This is a genomic window from Pinibacter soli (assembly GCF_029961145.1).
GTDB lineage: Bacteria > Bacteroidota > Bacteroidia > Chitinophagales > Chitinophagaceae > Pinibacter > Pinibacter soli.
Map to the genome: position 1 here is coordinate 2,853,156 of NZ_JASBRG010000007.1, position 26,475 is coordinate 2,879,630.

The window sequence follows — 26,475 nt, forward strand, 5'->3', positions numbered from 1 at the left end:
CTATGCAACTCTATTCCATACACACAGGTAATTTTAAACTCGATGGCGGCGCTATGTTTGGCGTGGTACCAAAGAGCATTTGGAACAAATTGAATCCCGCAGATGAAAACAATCTTTGCAACTGGGCTATGCGTTGTTTGCTCATTCAGGATGGCAACAGGTTAATTCTGGTCGACAATGGGATTGGCGATAAACAAGACGCTAAATTCATGGGGCACTATTTTCTGAATGGTGACGACACTTTAGATAAATCGCTTGCCAGACAAGGGTTCCACAGAAATGATATTACCGATGTTTTTCTAACGCATCTTCATTTTGATCATTGCGGCGGCAGCATTGTACGCGAAGGCGACAAACTCGTTCCGGCTTTCAAAAATGCTATATACTGGAGCAATGAGAGACATTGGGAATGGGCAACGAAACCCAATGAACGCGAAAAAGCATCTTTCTTAAAAGAAAATATTCTACCCATTCAAGAAAGCGGTCAACTGAAATTTATTGAGGATAACGGTGTACTGGCTTCATTTACCGACAATATCAAGGTCCGTTTTGCCAACGGCCACACAGACGCCATGATGCTGCCGCAGCTTTCTTATAAGGGAAAAACAATCGTTTATATGGCAGATCTTCTGCCTTCTACCGGCCACATTCCTTTGCCGTATGTAATGGCTTACGACATGTTTCCCCTCACGACTTTACAGGAGAAAAAGGCTTTTTTACAGGAGGCTCAGCAAAATGAATACATTCTTTTCTTTGAGCACGACCTGAAAACCGAGTGCTGCACGCTTGTGCAAACGGAGAAAGGTATCCGCGCCGGTGACTCGTTTCTGCTGTCGGAGGTGTAACGGGACCGGTGAATAGTGAATAATGAACGGGTTGCTGACTGCCGGAGAACCAAATAATCGGCAACTTATTCACAATTAACGATTCACCATTCACCTTTGACGTTTATATTTGCACATTCTTATGGCAACAGACAATAACAAATTTCAGGCGATCATTTCACACTGCAAGGAGTACGGATTCATTTTCCAATCCAGCGAAATCTATGATGGATTAAGTGCGGTTTATGACTACGGTCAAAATGGTAGTGAGCTGAAAAGAAATATTCGTGATTATTGGTGGAAGAGCATGACGCAGTTCCATGAAAATATCGTAGGCATCGATGCAGCCATTTTCATGCATCCTACCACATGGAAAGCGAGCGGGCACGTGGACAATTTCAGCGACCCTATGATCGACAACAAGGATAGCAAAAAACGCTACCGCGTGGATCACCTTATTGAGGCGCATGCCGAGAAACTAGCTCTTGAAGGTAAAAAGGAAGAAGAGGCTGCACTGTTGCAATCAATGGACAACCTGCTTGCCAAAGATGATTTTGACGGACTGAAAAGATTAATCGAAGACAACAAAATAAAATGCAGCGTCAGCGGCACTGCTCACTGGACAGATATTCGCCAGTTTAACCTGATGTTCTCTACCCAGCTTGGAAGTGTTGCTGAGGAAGCCAGCGAAATTTACCTGAGACCGGAAACGGCGCAGGGTATTTTTGTTAATTTCCTTAACGTTCAGAAAACCGGCCGCATGAAAATACCTTTCGGTATTGCGCAGGTTGGTAAAGCTTTCCGTAACGAAATCGTTGCACGTCAGTTCGTTTTCCGTATGAGGGAGTTCGAGCAAATGGAAATGCAGTTCTTTGTTCGCCCTGGTACTCAAAAAGAATGGTACGAATATTGGAAAGCTGAAAGAATGAAATGGCACCTGAGCCTTGGCATTTCACCCGATAAATATCGTTTCCACGACCACGTAAAGCTGGCATTTTATGCCGATGCAGCGTGCGATATCGAATACGATTTCCCTATCGGCTTTAAAGAGGTGGAAGGTATACATTCGAGGACGGATCACGATCTTAGCCGTCACCAGGAGTACAGCAAGAAAAAGATGCAGTATTTCGATACGGAGATAAACCAGAATTATATACCCTACGTTATTGAAACATCTATTGGCCTTGACAGAACGGTATTGATGGTTCTCAGCGAAGCATACGCAGAAGAGGATCTAAGCACAGAAGATAAGAAAGACAGCCGCGTTGTATTAAAATTTCCGGCCAAATTAGCTCCGATTAAGTTGGCTGTTCTTCCACTGACAAAAAAAGATGGTCTTCCAGAAATAGCAAGGGAAATCATGGACGGTTGCAAAAAAAGTTTCCGTTGTTTTTACGAAGAAAAAGATACTATTGGAAAACGCTATCGCAGGATGGATGCGTTAGGAACGCCTTTCTGTGTAACTGTTGACCACCAGACAAAAGAAGACAATACTGTAACGATACGTTATCGCGACAGTATGCAACAGGAAAGAATTCCAATTGCAGAAATCAGTAGAATTATAAACGAGGCAATCGATCAATAGTTTCTACTATCAATATATTTCAACGGACAGTTTTATCCGGACTGTCCGTTGAATCCCAAAAGTCCGTAATTCTATGAAAGCTATCAACGATCACTTATCCTAAGAAGATTATTAATATTTATTTTATAGAATGCGATGCTAGCTATTATAATCAAATTAGATCTGATCTGGGTTATTGCAGGGATAATCATCTTGCCGATAATTGGTTTTATGTTCAGATTCAGCAAAAAGTCCCTCGAAAAAAAGAGGATTGAAGTACTGGAAAGAGAAATGGTGGAGAGCCATGCGGAAATTCTTGCACTGCAGGAGCAGATTGCTACTATGCAGTCAGCAGCTTCCGGCACCTCTGATGCTCCCGTGGTATCACTCAAAGAAAGTAGTTCATCGAAAAAATACCCTCCGAAGGACTCGGGAAGCACTGGTGGCGCCTTGAAGCTTTTACTATAATTAATCGAGGATTTCTACTATTGCAAGTACAGTACCCTAACCTTAATTTGTGATACTAATTTTTTACCCTATGCTATACATTGGAATCAGTCTGTCAACGATTGTTTGCATCGCTGCTGCCTTAACCGTAGGATTCTCATCCGGGCTCATGGTTAGAAAAGCCATAATAAGAAAGCTGAAAAGATCCGTTTTGGAACTTGAGACCGAAATGGTTGAAAATCATGCAGATATTCTCAAATTAACCGAACAGATCGCACGCATGGAAAACGAAGGCTGTAAAGTGGATGTACCGGTAATCACCATCGGCTCTTCTAAAATCCAGGGTGGTAAAACCGGAGTCAGCAAATCCAGCTAACATATCCGTTACCCATATAGTTCGAGGTGTATGTCTTTTTTGTCATACCCCAGGCTCAGGATGCGCTGTTTCGCCTCATCAATCATGTTCTTCCATCCGCACAAATAAAAGTGAGCGGGCCTTAAAAAAGGGTCAGCAGCGTTTTTATTATTGGTGCAAATGTCTTCATAAACAGCATGTACATAACCCTTCCTCACGAGGTCATTTCCTTCCTCACGGGAAAAGGTTGGCAAGTATTTAAAGGTACTAAGCTGACTTTCAAGTTCTTGCATTTCATTTTTATATAAAGCATCTCCACATTTTCTACATCCGAAGATCAGATAGATATTCTTGTGGGGGATATTATTGTTCAAAATATGCCTCACCATCGCCCTGAATGGCGCAATGCCTGTGCCCGTGCAAATAAAATACAAGTCTTTTTCTATAACCTGAGGTAAAGTAAAGACACCTTGAGGGCCGCGTAATGTCAGTTCGGAGCCAACAGTTACTTCATTAAATAAATAAGTAGTGCCTAAACCGCCTTCCAGCAATACGATCACCAACTCAATTACGTTTGTGCCATCCGGCCAGGAAGCGATTGAATAGCTTCGCCATCTTTTATTTTTCAGTTCATGAATGGGGAGATCGAGGGTTACAAACTGACCAGGGGAAAAATCAAATTTTTCCAGTTCCGGCACTTGTATCCAGAAACGCCTTGTGGCATTTGTCTCATCCTGAATTTTGATAACTTTTCCAGTAAGCCAAGGTAGCATGATTAGATGTTTGAGTTTTGAAGGTTAAATAATTGAATGATTGAATAACCGGTGCAATGTCAACATTCAGTCCCAACTATTCAATGATTCGATTATTAATCCCGTGTAAATCAGCATGATCCTTGTCAACGCTGTTCCGGTGCTTTATCATCTCCAACTATGCACAAACATTTTCTTGGAATACATTTTTCCGCCCTGCTCTATTCGCACCACATATACTCCACTCGCAAGCAGGCCCCCATTTATCAGCTGAATGTAATTTCCAACAACATTATTATAAGTTTGTTCAAATACTTTCTGACCAATATAGTTAAAAATTACCACCTTCATATCTCCGGCTTGTGATGCCACGAAGGAAAGGTTGAAAGTACCGTTATTCGGATTTGGCCATATTACCACCGGATCAATGTCTGCATTGCCACTGCCATAAAAGATCTCATTTGAATACATAATGCAGCCGCTGGTAGTGGTATCAACAAGTTTGTAAGTGCCTCCTTGTCTAACTAAGTATGTTGATGCATTTGCGCCAGGTATCGGTGCGTTATTCAGCAACCATTGCAATTTTCCGCCTGTAGATGAGGTGCTGGTAAACATGGTGCCTGTGAGCATAATAGTAGGTGCCACCGGCGAAGCTGTCGTGGCATCTATCACAATGCGATTGCTTTCGCAATTAGCCAAACGCAACTTCATGTCGTAGAGGTAATAATAGAAATTCTGATAATCTGCGGTTAATCCGGCACTGTTACCAATGACAGAGAATACGCCAGGAATGGTAAACGGATATGGCTTGGATGTAACGCCATTGTTTCTATATAAAGTAGCTCCGTTACTTAGCGAAAAAATAATTACATGTTTACCCGCCGGAATGGAAAGACCAACATTAAACACTGCTCCATTATCGGAGTTGTCAGTTCCTTGTGTTGCATAGACGTCAATTGTTGTCGTAGACAGCGTTACATACGAGTAGGAACCGTTTGCCGCATTTGTATTGGATGTATCTGCAACAATGAAGGTTACTTTACCGGAGTGGCCCACAAATAGTTTTGCCGTTTCAAGCGTTAGCGGAACACTGGCAGTAAATCCGATAAACTGGCCGCCGTCAGTCATGTAGCTGCCAACACCCAATGTACTCTTATCGGCAGGCCCGATGCTGAGTTTGGTGTCATTTTTTGCGAGATAATATTTTTTGTCAGTCGTGACCACATTCGTTGCAACATAGCTTCCTGTTGCGATGGGCGTCGTAGAAGTTGCGCTGGTGTACCAATTGTACACATTACCGCTTCCTGAACTTGAATCGGCAATGAGTGAAACATTATCCGTTCCACAAATCACTACCCTTCCTGCAGCATCGTTTGTTTTGCCATTTATAATCACGCTTGTTGTAGTCGCGTCATTGGTCGTATTTTGATCTGATGTGAAAGAGGTAGACGCAGTTATGCTATATGTGCCGGCGGCCGACAATGCTACCGGAGTTTGCAATGTAAAGTCTTTATAGCTGTTTGCCGGTATCGTGTCGGGATATGTTCCCGTAAGAGTAGCAACTGTTGTTGTGCCGTTTTTCACGACAACAGTAACAGGGATATTCTTAGCAGCAACGCTTCCAAAATTTTTAATTCGCAAGGTTATGTATTGTGCTGCATTTACGCAGTAACCTGAACTTGGCGCTACAACCTGAAGCACGCCAAAATCAATTGACGAAGAAACAACCTTGACTGTGTAATCCTGCGTTTCTCCCTTTGAATAAGTACCGCAGGTTTTTATGTCATTGATATTAGTAGTTTCCTGTGCAACAATTCGCATTAAGAAATTCGTACCAGGAGTAATGGTTAAAGGCGTTTGAATAGTGCCCGTAAAACTTCCTCCTTTGTTCAGAACGCCGCTTTGCGCCACCATTTCACCGGCATCATCAAAATCTCCATCCTGGTTATAGTCGATAAAGATTTTAATCATAGACGAGGCGCTTGTTGCGTCGCAACTCCCCACAGTTATACCGAATGGAACACTTTGATTTGGCTCCAGGTTTAATATAGAACCCCTGTTATCTGTATAAGTTGTACAGGATGTAGTGTTGGAATAATTGAGACTACCCATTGTGACACGCTCAATCCTGGTGCCGCCGCTGTTTAGCGCACCTGAAGCGCACGCCGTATTTCCGCCCACGCCACTAATGATGAGCGAATATGCCTGAGAACCTCTGTTCAAAGTGCCTTTATGAGTAACGATCACAAGACTGGTATCACCGGGAGTTGAATTATCCACTTCTACTCTTTCCACATTGTCAGTAATGTTATCTCCCTTTGTTGCCGCATTAGCAGGATTTGCGACATCCAATATCCACGGCAGAAAAGCAGTAGTCCCGGTTTTGATCCTAAGATCAAGATCATTCACCAGTTTCTTTGTACGGTTATTCAAAGTATTGGCGTGATCGACCGTAGCTTTTGGATCTGTCCATACTATTGTTGCCATTAGTTTTCCTTTGCCGGATGCCACAACTTTTATCGTGTCTGATTTCCCGTTTTGCAAAACTTTTTCATAGATCTGCTGATCGGTATTGTTGGAAGTGATAACAGCAGCGGCTTTTATCATATCAATCAAACCCCAGCCAAACTGATAATCGGGACCCGCAGATGGGCCAGACTCATCAGCAGTATGTATAACGATTGCTTTGAGTGTTGAAGCACGCAAAAATGTACCGCTGTGGCTTCTAGAATAAAGTTCCTGTAAAAGAAACAGCGAACCCGTTGCTGCAGGCGACGCCATTGACGTTCCGCTTAATGTACCGTAAGCTGTGTTAGAACCCGCGAAGCAGGAAGTAACATTCAATCCATCGGCCACAACGTCGGGCTTTATGCGCCCATCATCTGTTGGCCCCCATGCGCTGAATGTTGTCATCACCACATCCGCAGGTTTTCCATAGCCACTTGTAATAGGATTTACAGCACCGATCGTCAAAATATTTTTAGCTACGCCTGTAGTCGCAATAATATCGTAGCCGTCATTGTTGCTTATGCCCGCCGGTCTTGGACCTGCATTGTAAAATGTTCCGTTCTGATCCATGCGCCAGTACGTGGCACCTACCGCCGGACCGTTTTCAATGCGACTGTTTCCCCCTGCTTTTACTATAAGATAATAGGGGGCATTGTATGCTATAGAATCCCATAGTTGCGTGTTATCGTCGTAGTATCCAAACTTGTAATCTTCTGTTGCATTTGGCGCACCCCAGAACTCCCATCTCTTGTTGTCACTGTTATACACCCAACCGGCATTGTAAGCGTAAGAGTGATTTGACAACAACAAATTTGGCGCTTCAGCCATCATTTCCGACATGTCGTTATTAAAATCGTATGCGATAAGCTGCTGCGCACCAAACGCCATGCCTTTTACCACAGGATTTACGCCGGATGCAATCATCGTACCGGCTACGTGTGTGGGGTGATCATCAACAGATGTAGGAACATCTTTTTGAGCAACTCTTCCGGTTAACTCTACGTGCGATAAACGCACGCCGCTACCATCCCACACCGCCATCTTTCCTTTCATGTTATCGGATGAGCCCGACAAACTTAAACCTGTAGAACCTCCTGCCCACAAAGAGCTTGTACCTATTGTAGCTGCTGAAATAATATTATTCTGAGTGCTTAAATAAAGTGGAAGTCCTAAATGATCCGTTCCTACCAATTGCATGATCTGCCCGTTTTTGCCATGCTTAAGCATTGGCCAGTTTCTCTCTTTTGACAGAGTAAGTAATTTAGAGAAGGTCAAACGCTCTTTTTCAGCCTGCAATTTTGCACCTTGCTGCAACACAGAAGCATTTGTATTTACCTGGGAAAAACCTTTACTAACAATTCCTAAACAAAAAAAGAAAGTAAAGCCGATCAAAAGATTCCTTCTCATAAAGTGCATGCTAAAAAGTATAAAAAGATTAGTAACCTAAAGTACGATTAATTTCATAGGCTTTAACAATTGACCTACATTAGTTTGCAGAAACAACCGCTGTTAACAATTGTTTTAAAAACGCTTAAATTAATGTCATGAATATCAAGCATCTTACGTTGATTTTTACCGCTGCTGTTACCTTTTTTACCCTGTCATTCAAAGCTAAGTCCAAACAGGGATTGGAGGGATATATCTATTTTCTCTCCGGAAACAGAATGCCATCACCGGATGTAAAACCGGTGCAACCTTCAGGATATTCGACTACGTTATTTATTTATGAACTTACCAATCGCAACCAGGTATCTGCCATTAATCATTCGCCTTTTTACAGCAATATTTTTACCAAACTTGTTAAAACCGTAAAATCAAACGACAAAGGTTACTTTAAAGTGAAATTACCTCCCGGCCATTATTCATTGTTTGTAAAAAAAGATACCGCTTTCTATGCCAATTTATTTGAAGGAGATAATATCAATCCCGTAAAAGTAGAAGCAGGCAAGTTCACTCAGGTGAAAATGAATGTGGACTATGATGCAGTTTATTAATTTGAAAATTTGAAAATGTTTTTATGCGAAGATGTTGAGAGTATTTTATCACCATGTTGGGCAGCGGAGAAATTGCTGCTTTTTGGGGATATGCACACCCCAATTTTCAAATCTTCAAATTTTCAAATTTTCAAATTACCTTCGGTGTAATTTAAGAAGATAAGGAGCGGATGAATCTGGATAATTTGTTAGCACAGTACAAGGATAACCCCCGCATTTTTCAGATTGCGGACAGGTTTACTATGTCGCAACCTCAGCGACTTTTTCTAAAAAATCTTTACGGCAGTTCTCCCGAGTTTGTAATTACTTCTATTTTTCAGCATTCGGCATGCGAGCAACTGAATCATGTTGTTGTACTGAACGATGCTGAAGAAGCGGCGTATTTTCACAACACACTGGAGAATCTCACCAATGCGCTTGACTTGTTTTATTTCCCTTCTTCGTTTAAGAACCGGAAAAATTTCAGGTTGCTGAACAGCAGTCATGTAATGCTGCGAACAGAGGCGCTCACAAAGATTTCAGCAGGTGGCAATAAGAAAATATTGATCACCTACCCTGAGGCATTGTTTGAAAAAGTAGTGCTTCCAAAAACATTAAGTGGCAATATCATTTCTATCAAAACAAATGATACGCTGAATGTAAACAGCCTGCTGGAATTATTGGTGGATCTCGGCTTCACAAGAACTGATTTCGTTTACGAGCCGGGACAATTTGCAATACGCGGCGGCATTTTGGACATCTATTCTTTTGGTAATGAAAAACCTTACCGGGTAGAATTGTTTGGCAACGATGTCGACTCAATTCGCATATTCGACCCCGAAACACAGTTGAGTGAAAGGAAATTGCTTCAGGTAAATATTATTCCGAACGTGGAAACGCAGTTTGAAACCGGCGACAAGGTTTCACTATTTGAGTTTCTTCCGGAAAACACCGTTTGCTGGGTGCAGGATTGGGATGTGATAAAAGATAAAATCCTTACACAGGAAGAGGACCTCGAATTGTACATTACCAACGTACAACCTTTACAGGCAAAGAAACAGGACAGCGACGATGATGTGTTGGAAAAAACCAACATCACGAAAGACGATTTTGTTCCCGGTGCAGAAATCGAAAAACAACTTGCTACACGACATATCGCAGAGTTCGGCGGAAGAAATACCATGCCAGCGGGACTTACGTATGAAATAGAATTCAACACAAAATCGCAGCCTTCCTTCAACAGACAATTTGACCTTCTGATAAAAGATCTGAAAAGCTGGGAAACGAAGAAATACGGCATTTACATTTTTGCTGAAAATCCGCGTCAGCTTGAAAGATTGCACAGCATCTTCACCGACTTGAAAGTAGAGATACAATTTGTTCCCGTTGCCATTTCTATTTACAAAGGTTTTATTGACGAAGATGTAAAGGCGGTATGTTATACCGACCACCAGATCTTCCAGCGTTATCATAAGTACAAGGTTAAACAGGCCTACAACAAAAGCAAAGCACTTACAATACGTACCTTGCGTGAGTTGCAGCCTGGCGACTATGTAACACATATCGACCACGGGGTAGGCGTATACAGTGGTTTGCAAAAATTGGAGGTAAATGGCAAACTGCAGGAAGCTGTTCGTATCATTTACAAAGACAGCGACATCTTGTATGTAAACATCAACTCCCTTCATAAAATTGCCAAATATACCGGCAAGGAAGGAAGCGTGCCGAAAGTAAATAAACTCGGCAGCGATGTTTGGAACAAATTAAAAGAGAAAACAAAAGTTAAGGTTAAAGAAATTGCATTTGACCTTATCAAATTATACGCACAACGTAAAGCGCAACTGGGCTTTGCACACACGCCTGACACCTACATGCAAACGGAGCTGGAAGCATCTTTTATTTATGAAGACACTCCGGACCAAAGCAAGGCAACGGCAGATGTAAAGCGTGATATGGAAGCGCCGTCACCAATGGACAGACTGGTCTGCGGTGATGTAGGCTTTGGTAAAACAGAAATTGCTGTACGTGCAGCTTTCAAATCATGCACAGATGGCAAACAAGCCGCGATCCTGGTTCCTACCACTATTCTTGCTTTTCAGCACTACAAAACATTTAAAGAGCGTTTAAAAGATTTTCCTGTAACCGTTGATTATCTGAACCGTTTCAAATCTGCCAAAGAGAAAAAAGAAACGTTGAAGAAGCTGGAAGAAGGAAAAATCGATATCATCGTTGGTACACATGCATTACTTAGCAAAGACATCAAGTTCAAAGATCTTGGCGTGATGATCATTGACGAGGAGCAAAAGTTTGGCGTAGCCGCAAAAGAAAAATTAAAAACGCTGCGCACAACTGTTGACAGCTTAACACTAACGGCAACACCTATCCCAAGAACATTGCAATTCAGTTTGATGGGCGCAAGAGATTTGAGTATCATCAACACACCCCCGCCAAACAGGCAACCAATACAAACAGAAGTTGCTGTCTTCAATGAAGATTTTATCCGTGATGCTATTTACTACGAAACTGAGCGTGGCGGCCAGGTTTTCTTTATTCATAACCGTGTACATGGCCTTGCGGAAATGAGTGCGTTGATTCAAAGGCTTTGTCCGGATCTAAGCGTTGGTTTTGCACATGGACAATTGGAAGGGCACGAACTGGAAGAAAGAATACTTGATTTCATCGAAAGAAAATATGACGTGCTGGTTTGTACTAATATCGTGGAAAGCGGCGTGGACATACCTAATGTGAACACCATCATCATCAACAATGCGCACCATTTTGGCTTGAGCGATCTGCACCAATTACGTGGTCGTGTGGGCCGGAGCAATAAGAAAGCGTTCTGTTATCTTATGGGGCCGCCAATGAGCACGCTGCCAACAGACAGCCGCAAACGCTTGCAAACACTGGAGCAACACAGTGACCTCGGAAGTGGTTTCCAGATTGCGATGCGCGACCTCGACATTCGCGGCGCGGGAAATATGCTGGGTGGTGAACAAAGTGGCTTTATGGCAGAGATTGGTTTTGAGATGTACCAAAAAGTTTTGGATGAAGCCATCAAAGAATTAAAGCGTACCGAATTCCGCGAGTTGTTTAAAAATGAAATTCAGCAGCAGGATGACTTTGTACATGATTGTACGATTGATACTGATCTTGAAATATTAATTCCGGATAGTTACGTAGAAAGCATTACAGAAAGGCTATCACTATACACCAGACTGGACAACTGCGAAAATGAAGAAGAGCTGCTTGCCTTCCATTCAGAAATGGGCGATCGCTTCGGACCGATACCGCAACAAGTGGAAGATCTTTTCATAACCGTTCGCTGCCGTAGATTGGCTGTTGAAATAGGTTTTGAGAAAATGACTTTGAAGAATGAAACGTTTCGCTGCTATTTCATCAACAAAAATGATTCGCCTTATTTTGAATCTGTACTTTTCAAAAACGTATTGGATTACCTGCAAACAGGTACAAACAAAGCAAGATTAAAACAAACGGGTAAAAACTTCCTGATGGTGGTTGAGGATGTAAAAGATATGGATACAATGCATCGTTTTTTAGCAAGAATGGCGAAGGCTGTGGCACCGAAAGAAGACACGCCGATGGCTAGTAGCCGGTAGCTTGTGTATAAAGCGATCAAATTTTTATAAATAAAGAGGCTGACTTTTTGGGGGCAGTTCAGTACGAGTCAGCCTCTTCTATTTATAACTGTTACACGTAAACCGCTAGCGACCTGCAACGCCCTCTCTATTTAATCAATCTCAACGTAAACGGATAACGATAAATTTTTCCCTCGTTGGCTCTAATGGTAGCAACGATTACACATACGAGCGCAAATAGTCCGACGATCCAGATAAGAAATAAACCAATGATCGTTATCGCGAGAACTATACATGCAATGACCATTGTTATTTGAAAGTTCAACGACTCTTTCGCGTGTGTGGCTACAAACTGCGACTCATCTTTTTTAATAAGATAAATAATGAGAGGAGCAAGAATAGAGGCAACGAATGTTAACAGGTGCGCCAGCATCGCAACGGTTTTTTCATCCTGTGTTGGAGCAACAACAGGATTCTCTGCTGATCCTAAAAAAGTTTTTTCAGTATTTGGGTCCATAAACGTTGTTTTGTTATAAGATAAAACGAATTGTTCGTCCTTGCAAGCAAATAGTTTCTGCACAGCAAGAAGGATGGAAAAGCCTTTGCTAATCAATCTTTTCAGCGTTTTTTAATTGGATCCGCTTCTGTGAAATCTTTTTTTGCCAAAAAAATGGGCTATTTTGGAAACCTCTGATGTAACATTTTCTCTCTTCGCGTATCTAAATACTACAAACAACAAGAGTGCGTCAATTAAACTTTACGAATGGACTTTGAACAGATATATAGTACCTACATGACGAAAATATTTCGTTTGTGCATGGGGTATATTAATGACGAAGAACATGCAAGAGATCTTACACAGGAAACCTTTATTTCGGTGTGGCAAAATCTCAACACGTTTAGGAACCAGGCAGACTTGGGCACGTGGATCTACAAAATAGCCACCAATATTTGCTTAAGACGAATTGAGGTTGAGAAACGCCTAAAAACCACATCAATACCTATAACCTGCAACCCTGCAGCAGAAACAGATCAGGTAACAGAAGAAAGACACAAATATCTCAGAGCATGTATCGCAGAATTGTCTGAGATAGACAGGCTCATCATTGGGTTATTTCTGGAAGGAATACCGCAAGACAGAATCGCAGAGATTATGGGAATTAGCCATGCCAATGTGCGGGTTAAAGTGCACCGGATAAAAGAAGTGTTAACCCAAAAAATGAAAAAGAATGAACGGATTTGATGAAATACAAGACATGTGGCTGGAGCAACCGTTAAAACGTGCCCCACAAGTGGAAGACATACGCGCAGCTATAAAAAAATATAAGACAAAAACGAACCGTCCCCTCACAATTCAGATATCTCTATTGATGGTCTCACTTGCAGTATTTATCTATATGCTTTTGTGTGGGCCTTCTGTAACATTGACAGCACGCATCGGAATCCTGCTGTTTATCGTTAGCATCATTTATGGAGTATTTCTTAAAATAAACGCTGTTCTAAAAACCAGGCGAATGCAGGTGCTGAGTGCCAAAGAATTTATTTCACAGTTAGAGGAAGAAAAAACGAAAACCTGTACCGGTTCTGCAAACGAACAGGCAAGAATTTTTATACTTTTCTGCGTGGCTTATATTTTTTACATCTATGGAGGACTATCACAAAATATTACTGCTCTAATAATAACGTATAGTGCCATTGCTCTTATGCTGGGACTGTTGTGGTTTGTGATACGCCCTTATAGCGCCAGGAAGCGACGAAAAAGAATTCAATCTTTAATATCAAAGTTGGAACAAATAAAAAATGAAGAATTATGAAAACCCTGGGTAAAAAGCAATATTTGCTACTCACTATTTCAAATCTTGTGATATTATTTAGTGTTTTGTTGCACCGGAGTAGCACGATAAGTGGAATATCTTATTGGGCAGTTGCAGGAATATTTTGTGGCTTAATATTGGGTTTTACCATTTGCCTGTGGCGTAAAAAAAACACCTGAAAAGCACCAAATTAAATTTCACCTTTTGTTAATCGATCTTTATTAACATTCCGCGACTAAAGATTTTTATAAAAGGCATGAAAACATTCCCAAAGACAGTTAAATTTGGTTTATCAAAAACATCGTCTAATGCCTAAATGGATAATTGCAGGTTTCGCATTTTTTCTAACGCTTACCCTGTTTGCCGCACAAGCTCAAACCGCTGATGAAGTGATCAGCAAATATGTTGACGCAATGGGTGGAAAAGAAAAACTCAATTCTATCAATACACTTCATATGGAAGGTGTGGCCGTTATGCAAAACGGAAATGAACTTACCACAACGATGGACAAAGTGAATGGTAAACTTTCGCGCAGGGAATCACAGTTTGGTGCGATGGGTTCGCTTACATCAATTATTACAGACAAAGGCGGTTGGGTATCAGGTCCTCGTTCTGGAGGAAAATTTGAACCCATTCCTGCTGATAAATTAAAGAATACAAAAGCAGAACTTGATTGTGCAGGTTCATTGGTTGACTACGCATCAAAAGGCTACAAAGTAGAATACCTTGGTAAAGAAACACTCGATGGCAAGGACTGTCACAAAATAAAACTAACACTTACTTCCGGTGCCGATATTACTTATTACATTGATGCCCAGACTTACTACATTTTACGTGAAACCCATAAAGGCAGCAGCTTTGCGGGCAATGGTGGCGGACGTCCCGGCGCTGCAGATGCAGATATCAGCACAGATTTTTCCGACTATCAAAAAACAGATCAGGGTTATATTTTTCCATTTAAAGTGAAGGTAGGCGGTATGGGGAATGGCATGACTTTTGAAAAAATTGAAGTAAACAAACCGCTGGATGTAGCTAAACTCAGTAAACCAGAATAGGAATTAGGAACTAGAAATTAGGAGTTATAAATTTTCACACTGCCTTACTAATTCCTAATTCCTCTACTCTTCTTCAACACAAAAATTTCTAAACACATACTAATGAAAATTCTAAAAACTTTATTACTGGCAACTACAGTTTTATCATCTATTGCCGTAAAAGCGCAAACAGCGAATGAAATAGTTGATAAGTACGTCGCGGCACTTGGCGGCAAAGAAAAAATAGCAGCTATCAAGACTATTTATACAGAGAGTAGCGTGCAGATCATGGGTAACGAGGCTCCTTCTATAACTACTCTCGTAAATGGAAAGGGCTTTAAAAATGAAATGGACTTCAATGGTTCAAAAATAGTTCAGTGCTACACCAAAGACGGCGGCTGGACAATCAATCCTTTCCAGGGACAAACAGCTGCGGAACCGTTGCCAGCTGAAATGGTAAAGAGAGGTAAAGCACAACTTGATATCGGCGGACCCTTGTTCAACTATGCAGCAAAAGGAAACAAAGTTGAACTGGTGGGCAAAGAAGATGTGAACAAGATTAAAAATGCTTACAAACTGAAAGTTACCACTCCGGATTCACTTGTAATGATGCTGTACATCGATCCTACTACTTACTACCTTGTAAAAAATGTAAGCACCATCACTGCACAGGGACAAGACATCGAAATCGGCAGCACCTTCTCTGATTATAAGAAAACAGATTACGGCTACCCGGTTCCATATTCTACAGAGCTTGCTTTGCCACAAGGTATGTCCTTAACGATCGTTACTAAAAAAGTAGAGATCAATAAAGAGGTTGATCCGAAGATATTTGAAATGCCGAAGTAGTAATTAATAATTAATAAAGAATAATTAAGAAGGCCGCATTCGTTATTGAATGCGGCCTTCCTGTTTATTTAAACACAGGAAAAGCTATTTTCTTATTGGTAAGTCGCACCTATTAATTCTTAATTATTAATTATTAATTTCATCCATGCATTACATCCAACATCTCTCCAAAGACAAAAAGTTCCAGCCACTTCTACAAGGCGAGCCGATTGAATTGAAGAAACGGAAAGTGGTGTATATGAGTTTGATAGGCTCGATTATGAGCCAACAGCTTTCTACCAAAGTGGCACAAGTAATTCACAAGCGTTTTATGGATCTGTATGGTGGCAAGGTTCCTACTCCTGAGCAGATCATTAATACACCGGTTGAAACGTTGCGCTCGATTGGCCTCTCCAATGCGAAAGCAGGTTATGTGCACAATGTAGCACGATTTTCGGCTGAACAAGGCATGGAAAAGAAGAAGCTGGATAAAATGTCTAATGAAGAAGTCATCGCTTATTTAACACAAATTAAAGGTGTCGGAAAATGGACCACAGAAATGATCCTGATGTTTACGCTGGGGCGCGAGGACGTATTTGCCATTGATGACTGGGGCGTTCAATCGGCGATGATAAAAATCTACAAACTCAAAACGGACGACAAGAAAAAACTACGTGAAAGGCTGTTGAAAATATCATCTAAATGGAGCCCGTACAGAACTTATGCATGTATGCATTTGTGGGCATGGAAGGATAACCCACCTGCTGTAGAATAACTTAATATTTCTGGTTCCTATTAATCGACTTTACTTTTCTTGGTTTCATAAACCATAATGATGCATACAGCAATGCTGCCCACAAAGCGAAAGCAAACATTGACCATAGGAATACAAGCATAAACTTTTCAGGAAACTGCAGCGGCAAACCGGGGGTAAAAAATATTGTGCTCATGGTGATTCTTTTGCTTAAATAGTCGTGGCGCGGATTTTAGCAGGAAACAAGACGAATTAATAATTAATAGGGAGAATTCGAAACAAAAAGTTTCACCTCATGCTTAAAAAAAACAGGGCGACATTCGATATTGAATGCCGCCCTGTTAATAATTAATTTTTAATTCTTAATTCCTACTGCTTCACCAAATTCAACTCACTAACAATATTGCTCGCACCACCCAACTTATCAATGCACCACAACACATAACGAACGTCTACGCATATCGTACGGTTAAGATCTTTGTCGAAAGCCATTTTGTGGCTCAACGCTTCGTAGTTGCCGTCAAATGCAAGACCGATTAGGTTTCCATAAGCATCCATTACTGGAGAACCAGAGTTCCCTCCTGTGATGTCATTTGTTGTGATAAATGTTACTACAAGATCATTGCGACTTTTGTCGATATACTGACCGTAATCTTTTTTCGCAACAAGATCTCTGTAGTGTTGAGGAAGATCAAACTCATAATCACCCGGCACATATTTTTCCATCACACCTTTCATGGTACATACATAATCGAATTTAGTGGCATCACGCGGCGTATAGCTTTTAACATTACCGAAGCTCACACGCATGGTAAAGGTTGCGTCAGGATACATTTTTTTTGCTTTCACAGGATCCATTTCCATAATACCCTTCAAATACAATCTTCCCAATTCATTATTCTTAGTGGTGAAATCCTGGAACTTAGGCAAATATTTTCCTGTATAATTTTTTACAAAAGCAGTAGCGTATGCATATGCAGGATCGTTCTGCAAAGCACTTGCAGTAGGCACTTTCACAAACTGATCCCACTTAGCATCATTGAAGATCATTGTTGTGTTAAACACATCCGCGGCCATTTTTTTGAATGTCGCAGGATCTTTCAAATCACCATAAGTCGTTTTTATGTTTTCGTAGAAGCCAATTGGATGCTGGCTTTTGTCGATATCAGTATAGAACATTTCTGCTGTTGCAGCCATGATCTTTTGATCAGAAACTTTATTCTCATCTGCCAGAAAAGTTTTCCGGCGTGCATTTGCATCATCCATCGCTTTCTTAACGTCGTCAGGTTTTGAACCTTGCATATTAAGCACTCTTTCTACCTGCATTAACGAAGAAGCAAAAGCAGCAAGTGGCGAACCTAGAATACCTTCATTTAAATACATGCGCTCTTTTGCGTACGGGAGCCAATCAGCATACACTTTTCCCCAATCGCTCATTACATTTTGATACTCTGGTTTTCCGTTTGCCCATTTCTGAAAAGCATCTTCTGCTTTTTTCTTTTGACCATACACATCGTATTTCAACAATTGTTTGGTTTCACCGTCAAAGAATTTCCAGTAATTCGCAATACCAGCATAGCTTGACGCGAGTTGCAATTTTATCGCAGGGTCTTTTTTCATTTCTTCAAACATTGCTTTCAGGCGCACATCACGCAAGGCAACAAGAGACGGGTTATTGATGTCAGTAGAAAGTTTTACTCCGTAAGAAGTTTCGTAGCGATTCGTCCCTCCAGGATATCCGTAGATCATTGCATAGTCGCCATCTTTAATTCCTTTGATAGAAACCGGCAATGAATATTTAGGTTTTAAAGGAACGTTGTTTGGAGAATAATCTGCCGCTTTACCTTCTTTGTTCATGTATACGCGGAAAACAGAAAAGTCGCCAGTGTGGCGTGGCCACTCCCAGTTGTCAGTATCTCCACCGTACTTACCTACGCTTTCAGGAGGAGTGCCTACGAGGCGAATGTCTTTATAGCGCTGATATACGAAAACAAGGAACTGGTTATTTTTGAACAGTGGGCTCACTCTTGCCTCAATGCTTTGAGTAGAGTCAGAATAGCGTGCATTGATAGTCGCAATTACGTCTGCTTGCTTTTTCAATCTGTCAGCTCCCGAAAGACCATTCAAGGCAGTTTCCACTTCTTTTGTAACGTCTTCTATTTTGAGCAGAAACTGTGCAGTCAATCCTTGTGCAGGAATTTCTTCCTGGAAAGATTTTGCGTAAAAACCATCGCGCAGATAGTTGTGCTCTACAGAACTTGCCGCAGCGATTGCCGCATATCCGCAGTGGTGGTTAGTGAAGATCAAGCCTTGCTTGCTCACAATTTCTCCTGTACATCCGTTTCCAAAGATGATGATCGCATCTTTAATGGAAGCCTTATTAATGCTATAAAGTTGTTCAGGTTTCAGTTTAAGGCCACGTTTTACCATGTCGTTATACACCTGCTGTCCCAGCAAAAGAGGTAACCACATGCCTTCATCGGCATAGCTTCGTAGTAAGGTGACTGACAGCGCAATCACTGCTAAAATTTTCTTCATGTTTTGATCAAGTATTTTAATGCGACAAACGTAAGAGATTTTTCAAATTAATAATTAAGAATTAAGAATTAATAGTGGGAAACCTTGATGAATAGTTGGTTGCGTGGGAGTAATGAATGGTGAAACGTCAATCGTTAATAGCCTGCACATTTAACTCCAAAAGCATCCTGAGTTTTATCGGCTCGTAAATAAAAATCAAACGTACCGAATTGGGCTTTCTATTCACGATTGACGTTTCATCATTCACCACTAGCTGCTGTGGTCAGCAATGATCAACCACTTACCATTGATTTTTTTAAACAATAAGGTATAAATACCGCCGATATCGCCGACAGTTCTTTTAAGGAACCATTTACCAACAACAAAATAGGTATCTCCTGAAAGCGGTTTTACTTGTAACACTTCAAAGAATAGTTTGCCCATTTGCACCGTATCCTTGTAGTTTTTTTTGTAGTTATCAAGCGTGTTTTGGTAACCATACGTCACTCCTGATTTTCCGACAAATATTAATGAATCGCTTTTCCAATAGCCTTTCATAAAATCATCAATATTGCCTCTGTTCCAGGCTTGCAACTGATCGTTAAGCACCTTTCTTATGGCTTCCTCATTTTTGCTTTGCGAAAATACGGGTGCGAGGGTGAGCAGGAAAAATGCTGCAGTTAGTAATTTCTTCATGTTTAAATGTTTATAAAATAATGCGTTCACGGCTCTAATAAATAGAATTGGTTTATTAACTTGGCACTTGTAATGCGGAACGGCTAAGTTAATGATCCGTTCTTACTTTTCATTGAGCCTCTTGCTGCCTCTGAAGATAAGTCCTTTATCAATGATGTTTTTAAAAAAACCTGTAACATAGAGCATTTCATTAAACCACATCAGTTAACCGGTATGACGCTTATCACTACAATTAAATCGAACTCAGCATTAAAGAATGTAGCACATAAATTGTTATTTGCTAAAAATGAGATCCGGCCAAGATGGTGGGTGCGCAAATTTGTAAATCCATTTTATCACCAGCGCGGCAAAAACACGAAGATCTTTAAATACGCGAGACTTGATCTTATTCCTTCCAAAGAGTTTACAATAGGTCACGATTCTGTAGTAGAGGATTTTACTTTGCTCAATAACGGACTTGGCGCTTTACACATCGGCAATCATGTTTTTCTTGGCGCTTCCAACGTGGTGATCGGCCCTGTGACCATTGAAGATCATGTAATGACGGCACAGAACGTAGTGATATCCGGACTTAATCATGGCTTTGATAATGTACAAACAGCTTTCAGATACCAGCCCTGCACTACAAATGAAATCGTTATTGGCGAAGGTAGCTGGCTCGGTGCCAACGTTGTAATAACAGCCGGTGTTCGCGTTGGGAAATTCTCTGTTGTGGCTGCGGGAAGTGTAGTTACGAAAGATGTAGACGATTATACAATCGTTGCCGGCAATCCTGCAAGAGTGCTTAAGCAGTTTAACCACAAGAGTGGACAGTGGGAAAAAGTGAGTTGAGAGACGCCTCGCGTCTTTAAGGTTGCCACTGAGGTACAGAGGATACAGAATTAATTTTACCAGGAAATACTTTATTTAAACACAAAGGGCTCAAAGTCTCGCATACGGGAACTAAGAGTGGTAAATATCTTGTTTCCTTTGCGCAAGACTTTGAGCCCTTTGCGGTTAAATAGCTTCTCCGTATCTCTAGGCCTCTGTGGCAAAAACCTACGTTGCAGACGTAAACTGCTTCAAGAATCTCACATCATTCTCACTAAACAATCTCAAATCTTTTATCTGGTATTTCAACATGGTGATGCGCTCAATGCCCATACCGAAAGCGAAGCCTGTGTATTTGTTACTGTCAATTCCGCAATTCTCTAATACTTTAGGATGCACCATTCCACAACCTAGAATCTCTACCCAGCCTGTGTGTTTACAAACGTTACAACCTTTGCCGCCGCAAATAAGACAACTGATGTCCATTTCTGCGCTTGGCTCAGTAAATGGAAAATAAGACGGACGGAAACGCACTTTTACATTTTTGCCAAACATTTCCTGTACGAAGAAGTAAAGCGTTTGCTTAAGATCTGCAAAGCTTACATTTTCATCAATATACAAACCCTCTACCTGCTGGAAGAAGCAATGCGCCCTTGCACTGATCGTTTCGTTACGGTATACACGACCCGGACAAATAATGCGGATTGGCAATTTCCCTTTTTCCATTTCACGCACCTGTACACTGCTGGTGTGCGTGCGCAGCAACCAATCAGGATTTTGGGAAATATAGAAAGTGTCCTGCATATCACGTGCGGGGTGATTTTCAGGAAGATTCAATGCGGTAAAATTGTGCATATCGTCTTCTATTTCAGGCCCTTCGGCTATTGCAAAACCAAGGCGCTGGAAAATAGAAACTATCTCGTTACGCACTATTGAAATCGGGTGGTGGGTTCCTACGGGAATATCATCCCCCGGCAAAGTGAGATCAAGGGACGAAGTGGCAGAATCGCCGTTAACCGACGTAAGTTCTTTAAATTGTTCGTATTTGGCTTCAGCATGTTGCTTGAAATCATTCAGAATTTGGCCAAATTCCTTTTTGTTTTCGTTGGCAACAGATTTCATTTCCCCGAAAAGGCCCTTCAAAATGCCTTTTGTTCCAAGGAATTTTATACGGTATTCTTCCAAAGATGCGGCGCCGTCTATCACAGCGGCATCAATTTCTTCTTTATACTGTTTTATTTTTTCTATCAACTGATCCATGCGGCAAAGATAAGGAGGCAAACAGGAATTAGAAATTAGGAATTAGGAATTAGACGGCATTTGTTTCTATTTTACCGTTGGCTGAAGCGAAACGGTAATGAATTAGATCTTACAGTATCTATTTTCATTAACGACGACAGTAGGCTTTGGCTGTCAAAAATCAATTCGCACCCGCTCTCAACTTATTTAAAAAATATTGGTATTTTGTCCCGCTTAAAAGTGAAAAAATGCTGGAAATAATTCTAATAATTTACTATTCTAAGAAAATTGGTGTACTTGCTTTGGACAAAGGCGAATCAAAAGGAAAATGGGTAACTATAATGATCATATCATGGTTCCTTGCTGAAATACTCGGAGCAGTGGTTGGTCTTATCGTGCTTGGTCAACAAAATATTTATTTAGCCTTGTTAATTGGTTATGGATTCGCTTTTGCCTCCTACTATCTCATTAGAAACTCATTAAGTAAAAAACCAGATATAGCGGGATACGATCAAATGATCGATGAAATTGGATCAGGCGACCAGGAGCAATAAATTCTATTTCTCATTATTCGCCGGAACCCTTTCAGCTGCTACGCGGCCGGGGTGTAGCGCCCTGAAAGCAAGAATGGCGCTGACTGTAATTAAGATGGCTCCCGCCAAAAATGGAGCACCTGGCAAATAAACGGGTGCTGTTTTTTTAGTAAATGTTGAAAACAGGTTCGTCATGAGTAACGGACCAATTACAGATGTTGCGCTCATTAAACTTGTCAACGCGCCCTGCAACTCGCCCTGTTCATTTCTGGGAACATTTCCTGAAATAATAGCCTGCAAAGCAGGACCTGCAATACCGCCGAGGCAATAAACGGCAGTAAACACAAACATCATCCATCCGTGTGTGGCAAATGCAAAAAGAAACAACCCAACACTGTATAATGCCAAACCGGTGTAAACGCTTTTTTCCTGACCAAGTCTGGGAATAACCACGCGAATCAAGCCGCCTTGTACAAGTGCTACACAAAAGCCTACTACGCCAAGAGAAATTCCTACCATTTTGTTAGTCCAGTGAAATTTTTCCATGCCGTAAAAACTCCAGGTGCTTTGTACGGAATGTGCCGCTACATAAACGAGTATTATAGAAACGACGAGACCCGAAACAGCCGGATATTTCTTCAGAGCCATTAATGAGCCTAGTGGATTAGCACGTTTCCATTCAAACGACCTGCGGTTTTCTTTCGGAAGTGATTCCGGCAAGATGAAGAATCCATACAAAAAATTTAAAAGTGCCAATGCAGCAGCCGCCAGGAATGGCGCTTTGATGCTGATATCGCCGAGAAATCCTCCAAGCAGTGGCCCAATGATAAACCCAAGACCAAACGCCACACCAATCATTCCAAAATTCTGCGCACGGTTTTCGGGCGTGCTAACATCTGCAATATATGCTGAAGCTGTAGTGAAGCTGGCTCCGGTAATACCTGCAATGATGCGTCCTACAAACAGCCACCAGATAGTTGGTGCAAATGCGAGGAACATATAATCTATACCAAAACCTAAAAGTGAACATAGCAGCACAGGTCTTCTTCCGTAACGATCGCTAAGATTGCCGATGATGGGAGAACATACAAATTGCATGATCGCATAGGCAAACGTAAGCCAGCCACTGTACTTTGAAGCAACACTAAGATCGCCATGAACCAATTGCTCGATCAGCTTGGGCATTACAGGAACAATAATTCCTAAGCCAGTAACATCAATTAATAGTGTGATGAAGATAAAACTAAGTGCAGCTGTCTTTTTTGTACTTGGCATAAGTGGTGCAAAATACGCCAAATTCAAGCGGATCGGGGCAAGTGGGGATTAAAAAATAGTTGTTAGTTGTTAGTTGTTAGTTGTTAGTTGTTAGTTGTTAGTTGTTAGACACTATGTGCAAGTTTCAAATTAATAGCACAGTTTTCAAAAAGTGCGGATTAATATAAACAGCCCAAACGTTCCCATAACTTCTAACAACTCCAAAAAAACAATGGCCCACCACTGGTGAGCCATCATTTATAATTTTATAAACAGAGACTAGTATCTGTTATTGCTGTAGCTTCTTTTTTGGAAAGAACCACCGCCACCTCTGTTGCTGCTCTCTTCGCGAGGTTTAGCAACTGTAACGCGGATTGTTCTGCCTTCTACAACACCACCATCCAATTCAGCGATTGCTTTTTGAGCAGCTTCGTCGTTTGGCATTTCAACAAATCCAAAGCCACGGCTTTTTTGAGTGAATTTGTCAGTGATTACTTTAGCAGAAGATACTTCGCCGTACTCTGCAAAAAACTCTCTTAAGTCTTCATCCTGAACGTTGAAGCTTAAATTTGAAACATAAATGTTCATTCTAACTAATTAAAATTTAAATAAATAACCTTTGAGGTAAAACAGCAGCGTAAAAAGAATACTTAACTAACTAATTGCGGACTTGCGTAGCAGAAAATATGTTCAATTACTTATGCGATATATCTCAATTGCGGTGCAAAGATAGGGATTTAATTATTAATAATTGAATGATTGAAGAATTGATTAACAGAATGGCAACATTAGAATAACTGAATGACTGAATAAACTGAATAATTGAGTTGTTGAAAGTCATAGCGAATAACTGAAATGAAGCCTTCAATAATTTGTAGAAGTTAAGATTTAATCTGACAGTTGGGGTAACTTTAAGTTACCACACTTTCAATCACCCCAAAATGTCAGATTATGAATCAAGAATCTAAGTTAATCAAAACCAAGCTAGGTTTATTGAATTTAGCTGACCACTTGAACAATGTAACGAAGGCATGTAAGCTGATGGGTTACAGTCGAGACAGCTTCTACAGGATCAAACAATTGTACGACACAGGCGGCGAAGCAGCGCTGCTTGAAATTAGCCGCAGTAAACCAATATTAAAGAACCGCGTTGATCCAATCATTGAAAAAGCTGTTGTGAAAATGGCCTTTGATTATCCTGCTTTTGGTCAAAGCAGAGTTAGTAATGAATTAAGAAAACAAGGCGTTTTTATTTCAGCGGGCGGCGTTCGCAGTGTTTGGCAACGCCATGATTTGGAAATATTTGACAAACGTCTCAAAGCTTTAGAAGTACGTATTTCCCAAGATGGCATTATCCTTACCGAAGGCCAGATGATGGCTCTTGAACGCAAGAAAGAAAAGAGAGAAGCCATAGGTGAAATAGAAACCGAACACCCAGGTTACCTCGGCGCTCAGGATACCTACTATGTCGGTACGATTAAAGGAGTTGGTCGCATCTATCAGCAAACCTTTATCGACACCTATACTCGTGTAGCATTTGCCAAATTATACGACACTAAGCATGCGATCACTTCTGCTGAAATTCTTAATGACAGGGTGCTTCCATTCTTCGAAGAACAGCAGATTCCATTGCTCAGGATATTAACAGACAGAGGAACAGAGTTCAAAGGCAAAATGGAGCATCATGAGTATGAACTTTATCTTCACATTGAAGGCATTGAACACAGCAAGACACAGGTGCGTCATCCACAAACCAATGGCATTTGCGAGCGTCTACACCGAACCATGCAAGATGAATTCTATGCTGTTACTTTTAGGAAAAAACTGTACGAAAATCTGGCTCAACTTCAACAGGACCTAGACGAATGGATGGACTATTACAACAATGAAAGACCGCATAGCGGGCGTTACTGCTATGGCAAAACACCTATGCAAACATTCAAAGAATCTCTACCTTTAGCAAAACAAAAACTGCTGGATCAAAATAACCCAGCAGCCTAACAAACTTCTTCCATACCCTATAAAACTAAATACCCTTAACTGTCAGATTAAATACTAACTATTACAAATAATTCAATGTTTCAATCATTCCATGATTTGCAAAATCAAATTCGGATCGGGACAATTGGCTAAATACTTTTCTCTTTCTGAAAATTTGCATACGCCTGGGTAATCTCCTCTCTTCAGCTCCATGTCTGCAATTACCTGAAAATGAAGATGTGGCGGCCAGTTTCCGTTTTCATGAGGCTCACCAAAGTGCGCTATTTCCTGGCCATGTGAAACATATTGGCCCGGTGCTATCGCATCAATATCACGTAAGCTGATGTGGCCATACAAAGTATAAAATGCTAATCCATCTAATTGGTGGAGTAATACAAGTGTGGCACCATAGTCTCCGTCGTTGTCATTGAAAGCAAAACTGTGTACCATTCCGCCGAGAAAGCAATACACTGGCGTTCCTGCATTTCCCCAGAAATCAACGCCCAAATGAAGTCGTCTTGGCTCTTCACCGCTAAAAAGATCACTCTTGCCATAAATACTTCGCAACTCATTATAACCACCGGCGAGATATTCAGCATTTGCTTTGCGTCGCTCGCTTTCTATGAATTGAATAAAGGATGGCGTGTTTGTAAAAATATCTTCCGTAAGTTCTGCATTCTTTGCAGACAGATCCAGCGAAGCTATCTTCTCACCTTGCTTCAATTTAATCACAGGATGAAATGTTGATTGATATTTTTTTAAAACCGCGCTGATGAGCATGGAGGTTGTTTATTGTGCAATGTAACTAATGATTTGAAAACAGCGTGAGTGAACGATAACTGAATAATTGAGTAACTGAATAACTGAATGTTTCATTTCAATCATTCGCTATAAATTTCGACCACTCAGTTATTCAGTCATTCAGTTATTCAGTCATTCAAAAAAAGGACCCCCATTCCTGGAGGTCCTAAATACGCTAGGGTAAGCTTGTAGAGTT

Annotated in this window: 24 protein-coding genes; 14 read left to right on the forward strand and 10 right to left on the reverse strand. The window is 41.0% G+C overall.

Annotated features, from left to right (window positions below; all coding sequences use genetic code 11):
* The first annotated feature begins 2 nt into the window (after nt 1–2).
* The 4 genes from QJ048_RS21985 to QJ048_RS22000 all read left to right on the forward strand — a co-directional run bounded on the left by QJ048_RS21985 (nt 3) and on the right by QJ048_RS22000 (nt 3,211).
* Nucleotides 3–845 carry an MBL fold metallo-hydrolase gene (locus QJ048_RS21985; RefSeq protein WP_282336590.1) on the forward strand — a complete coding sequence of 281 codons (843 nt, stop codon included), beginning with the start codon at nt 3–5 and terminating at the stop codon, nt 843–845.
* Nucleotides 846–966: 121 nt separating this feature from the next.
* Nucleotides 967–2,409, forward strand: coding sequence for a glycine--tRNA ligase (locus QJ048_RS21990; protein WP_282336591.1), 1,443 nt, complete (start codon nt 967–969; stop codon nt 2,407–2,409).
* A gap of 210 nt (nt 2,410–2,619) precedes the next feature.
* Nucleotides 2,620–2,856 carry a hypothetical protein gene (locus tag QJ048_RS21995; RefSeq protein WP_282336592.1) on the forward strand — a complete coding sequence of 79 codons (237 nt, stop codon included), beginning with the start codon at nt 2,620–2,622 and terminating at the stop codon, nt 2,854–2,856.
* A 70-nt stretch (nt 2,857–2,926) separates the two neighbouring features.
* Nucleotides 2,927–3,211: a hypothetical protein gene (locus tag QJ048_RS22000; RefSeq protein ID WP_282336593.1), complete on the forward strand. Its 285-nt coding sequence runs from the start codon at nt 2,927–2,929 to the stop codon at nt 3,209–3,211.
* Nucleotides 3,212–3,219: 8 nt separating this feature from the next.
* On the opposite strand, the gene QJ048_RS22005 is transcribed toward QJ048_RS22000, so the two are convergent.
* Nucleotides 3,220–3,963: a ferredoxin--NADP reductase gene (locus QJ048_RS22005; RefSeq protein ID WP_282336594.1), complete on the reverse strand. Its 744-nt coding sequence runs from the start codon at nt 3,961–3,963 to the stop codon at nt 3,220–3,222.
* 147 nt (nt 3,964–4,110) lie between these two features.
* Nucleotides 4,111–7,857: a S8 family serine peptidase gene (locus QJ048_RS22010; protein ID WP_282336595.1), complete on the reverse strand. Its 3,747-nt coding sequence runs from the start codon at nt 7,855–7,857 to the stop codon at nt 4,111–4,113.
* 137 nt (nt 7,858–7,994) lie between these two features.
* Between QJ048_RS22010 and QJ048_RS22015 the strand changes: the two genes are divergently transcribed.
* Together QJ048_RS22015 and mfd are read left to right on the forward strand one after the other, a co-directional pair.
* A complete protein-coding gene (locus tag QJ048_RS22015) occupies nt 7,995–8,444 on the forward strand; it encodes a carboxypeptidase-like regulatory domain-containing protein (RefSeq protein WP_282336596.1) in 450 nt (149 codons plus the stop codon).
* Between the two features lie 170 nt (nt 8,445–8,614).
* A complete protein-coding gene (mfd, locus tag QJ048_RS22020) occupies nt 8,615–12,040 on the forward strand; it encodes a transcription-repair coupling factor (protein ID WP_282336598.1) in 3,426 nt (1,141 codons plus the stop codon).
* Between the two features lie 127 nt (nt 12,041–12,167).
* Here the strand turns inward: mfd and QJ048_RS22025 are convergent, their stop codons facing one another.
* Nucleotides 12,168–12,536 carry a DUF4870 domain-containing protein gene (locus QJ048_RS22025; protein ID WP_282336599.1) on the reverse strand — a complete coding sequence of 123 codons (369 nt, stop codon included), beginning with the start codon at nt 12,534–12,536 and terminating at the stop codon, nt 12,168–12,170.
* Between the two features lie 246 nt (nt 12,537–12,782).
* Between QJ048_RS22025 and QJ048_RS22030 the strand changes: the two genes are divergently transcribed.
* The 5 genes from QJ048_RS22030 to QJ048_RS22050 all read left to right on the forward strand — a co-directional run bounded on the left by QJ048_RS22030 (nt 12,783) and on the right by QJ048_RS22050 (nt 16,470).
* Nucleotides 12,783–13,262 carry an RNA polymerase sigma factor gene (locus QJ048_RS22030; protein ID WP_282336600.1) on the forward strand — a complete coding sequence of 160 codons (480 nt, stop codon included), beginning with the start codon at nt 12,783–12,785 and terminating at the stop codon, nt 13,260–13,262.
* Nucleotides 13,249–13,833, forward strand: a complete 585-nt coding sequence (locus QJ048_RS22035) for a hypothetical protein (RefSeq protein ID WP_282336601.1) — start codon at nt 13,249–13,251, stop codon at nt 13,831–13,833. Before QJ048_RS22030 ends, QJ048_RS22035 begins: the two co-directional genes overlap by 14 nt.
* A 308-nt stretch (nt 13,834–14,141) precedes the next feature.
* Nucleotides 14,142–14,888 (forward strand): LolA-like protein, encoded by a 747-nt coding sequence (locus tag QJ048_RS22040; protein ID WP_282336602.1) that lies wholly within the window; start codon nt 14,142–14,144, stop codon nt 14,886–14,888.
* Between the two features lie 102 nt (nt 14,889–14,990).
* On the forward strand, nt 14,991–15,716 hold the full coding sequence (locus QJ048_RS22045; protein WP_282336603.1) for a hypothetical protein: 726 nt from the start codon (nt 14,991–14,993) through the stop codon (nt 15,714–15,716).
* A gap of 145 nt (nt 15,717–15,861) precedes the next feature.
* Nucleotides 15,862–16,470, forward strand: a complete 609-nt coding sequence (locus QJ048_RS22050) for a DNA-3-methyladenine glycosylase family protein (RefSeq protein ID WP_282336604.1) — start codon at nt 15,862–15,864, stop codon at nt 16,468–16,470.
* A 1-nt stretch (nt 16,471) separates the two neighbouring features.
* Here QJ048_RS22050 and QJ048_RS22055 read toward each other — a convergent pair whose 3' ends face one another.
* From QJ048_RS22055 to QJ048_RS22065, 3 genes are all read right to left on the reverse strand, one after another.
* On the reverse strand, nt 16,472–16,645 hold the full coding sequence (locus QJ048_RS22055; RefSeq protein ID WP_282336605.1) for a hypothetical protein: 174 nt from the start codon (nt 16,643–16,645) through the stop codon (nt 16,472–16,474).
* A 173-nt stretch (nt 16,646–16,818) separates the two neighbouring features.
* Nucleotides 16,819–18,987, reverse strand: a complete 2,169-nt coding sequence (locus tag QJ048_RS22060; protein WP_282336606.1) for a S46 family peptidase — start codon at nt 18,985–18,987, stop codon at nt 16,819–16,821.
* 249 nt (nt 18,988–19,236) lie between these two features.
* A complete protein-coding gene (locus tag QJ048_RS22065) occupies nt 19,237–19,662 on the reverse strand; it encodes a YybH family protein (RefSeq protein ID WP_282336607.1) in 426 nt (141 codons plus the stop codon).
* 213 nt (nt 19,663–19,875) lie between these two features.
* On the opposite strand from QJ048_RS22065, the gene QJ048_RS22070 reads away from it, so the two are divergent.
* A complete protein-coding gene (locus QJ048_RS22070; RefSeq protein ID WP_282336608.1) occupies nt 19,876–20,493 on the forward strand; it encodes an acyltransferase in 618 nt (205 codons plus the stop codon).
* A 207-nt stretch (nt 20,494–20,700) separates the two neighbouring features.
* Here QJ048_RS22070 and pheS read toward each other — a convergent pair whose 3' ends face one another.
* A complete protein-coding gene (gene pheS, locus QJ048_RS22075) occupies nt 20,701–21,732 on the reverse strand; it encodes a phenylalanine--tRNA ligase subunit alpha (protein WP_282336609.1) in 1,032 nt (343 codons plus the stop codon).
* Between the two features lie 227 nt (nt 21,733–21,959).
* On the opposite strand from pheS, the gene QJ048_RS22080 reads away from it, so the two are divergent.
* On the forward strand, nt 21,960–22,265 hold the full coding sequence (locus QJ048_RS22080) for a hypothetical protein (RefSeq protein WP_282336610.1): 306 nt from the start codon (nt 21,960–21,962) through the stop codon (nt 22,263–22,265).
* 3 nt (nt 22,266–22,268) lie between these two features.
* Here the strand turns inward: QJ048_RS22080 and QJ048_RS22085 are convergent, their stop codons facing one another.
* Nucleotides 22,269–23,519, reverse strand: a complete 1,251-nt coding sequence (locus QJ048_RS22085; RefSeq protein WP_282336611.1) for a TCR/Tet family MFS transporter — start codon at nt 23,517–23,519, stop codon at nt 22,269–22,271.
* A gap of 258 nt (nt 23,520–23,777) precedes the next feature.
* Entirely contained in the window at nt 23,778–24,086 is a 309-nt protein-coding gene (locus tag QJ048_RS22090; protein ID WP_282336612.1) for an RNA-binding regulator, read from the reverse strand.
* Nucleotides 24,087–24,449: 363 nt separating this feature from the next.
* Between QJ048_RS22090 and QJ048_RS22095 the strand changes: the two genes are divergently transcribed.
* Nucleotides 24,450–25,499 (forward strand): IS481 family transposase, encoded by a 1,050-nt coding sequence (locus tag QJ048_RS22095; protein WP_282336613.1) that lies wholly within the window; start codon nt 24,450–24,452, stop codon nt 25,497–25,499.
* A gap of 84 nt (nt 25,500–25,583) precedes the next feature.
* Here the strand turns inward: QJ048_RS22095 and QJ048_RS22100 are convergent, their stop codons facing one another.
* Nucleotides 25,584–26,258, reverse strand: coding sequence for a peptidoglycan DD-metalloendopeptidase family protein (locus QJ048_RS22100; protein WP_282336614.1), 675 nt, complete (start codon nt 26,256–26,258; stop codon nt 25,584–25,586).
* Nucleotides 26,259–26,475: the final 217 nt, after the last annotated feature.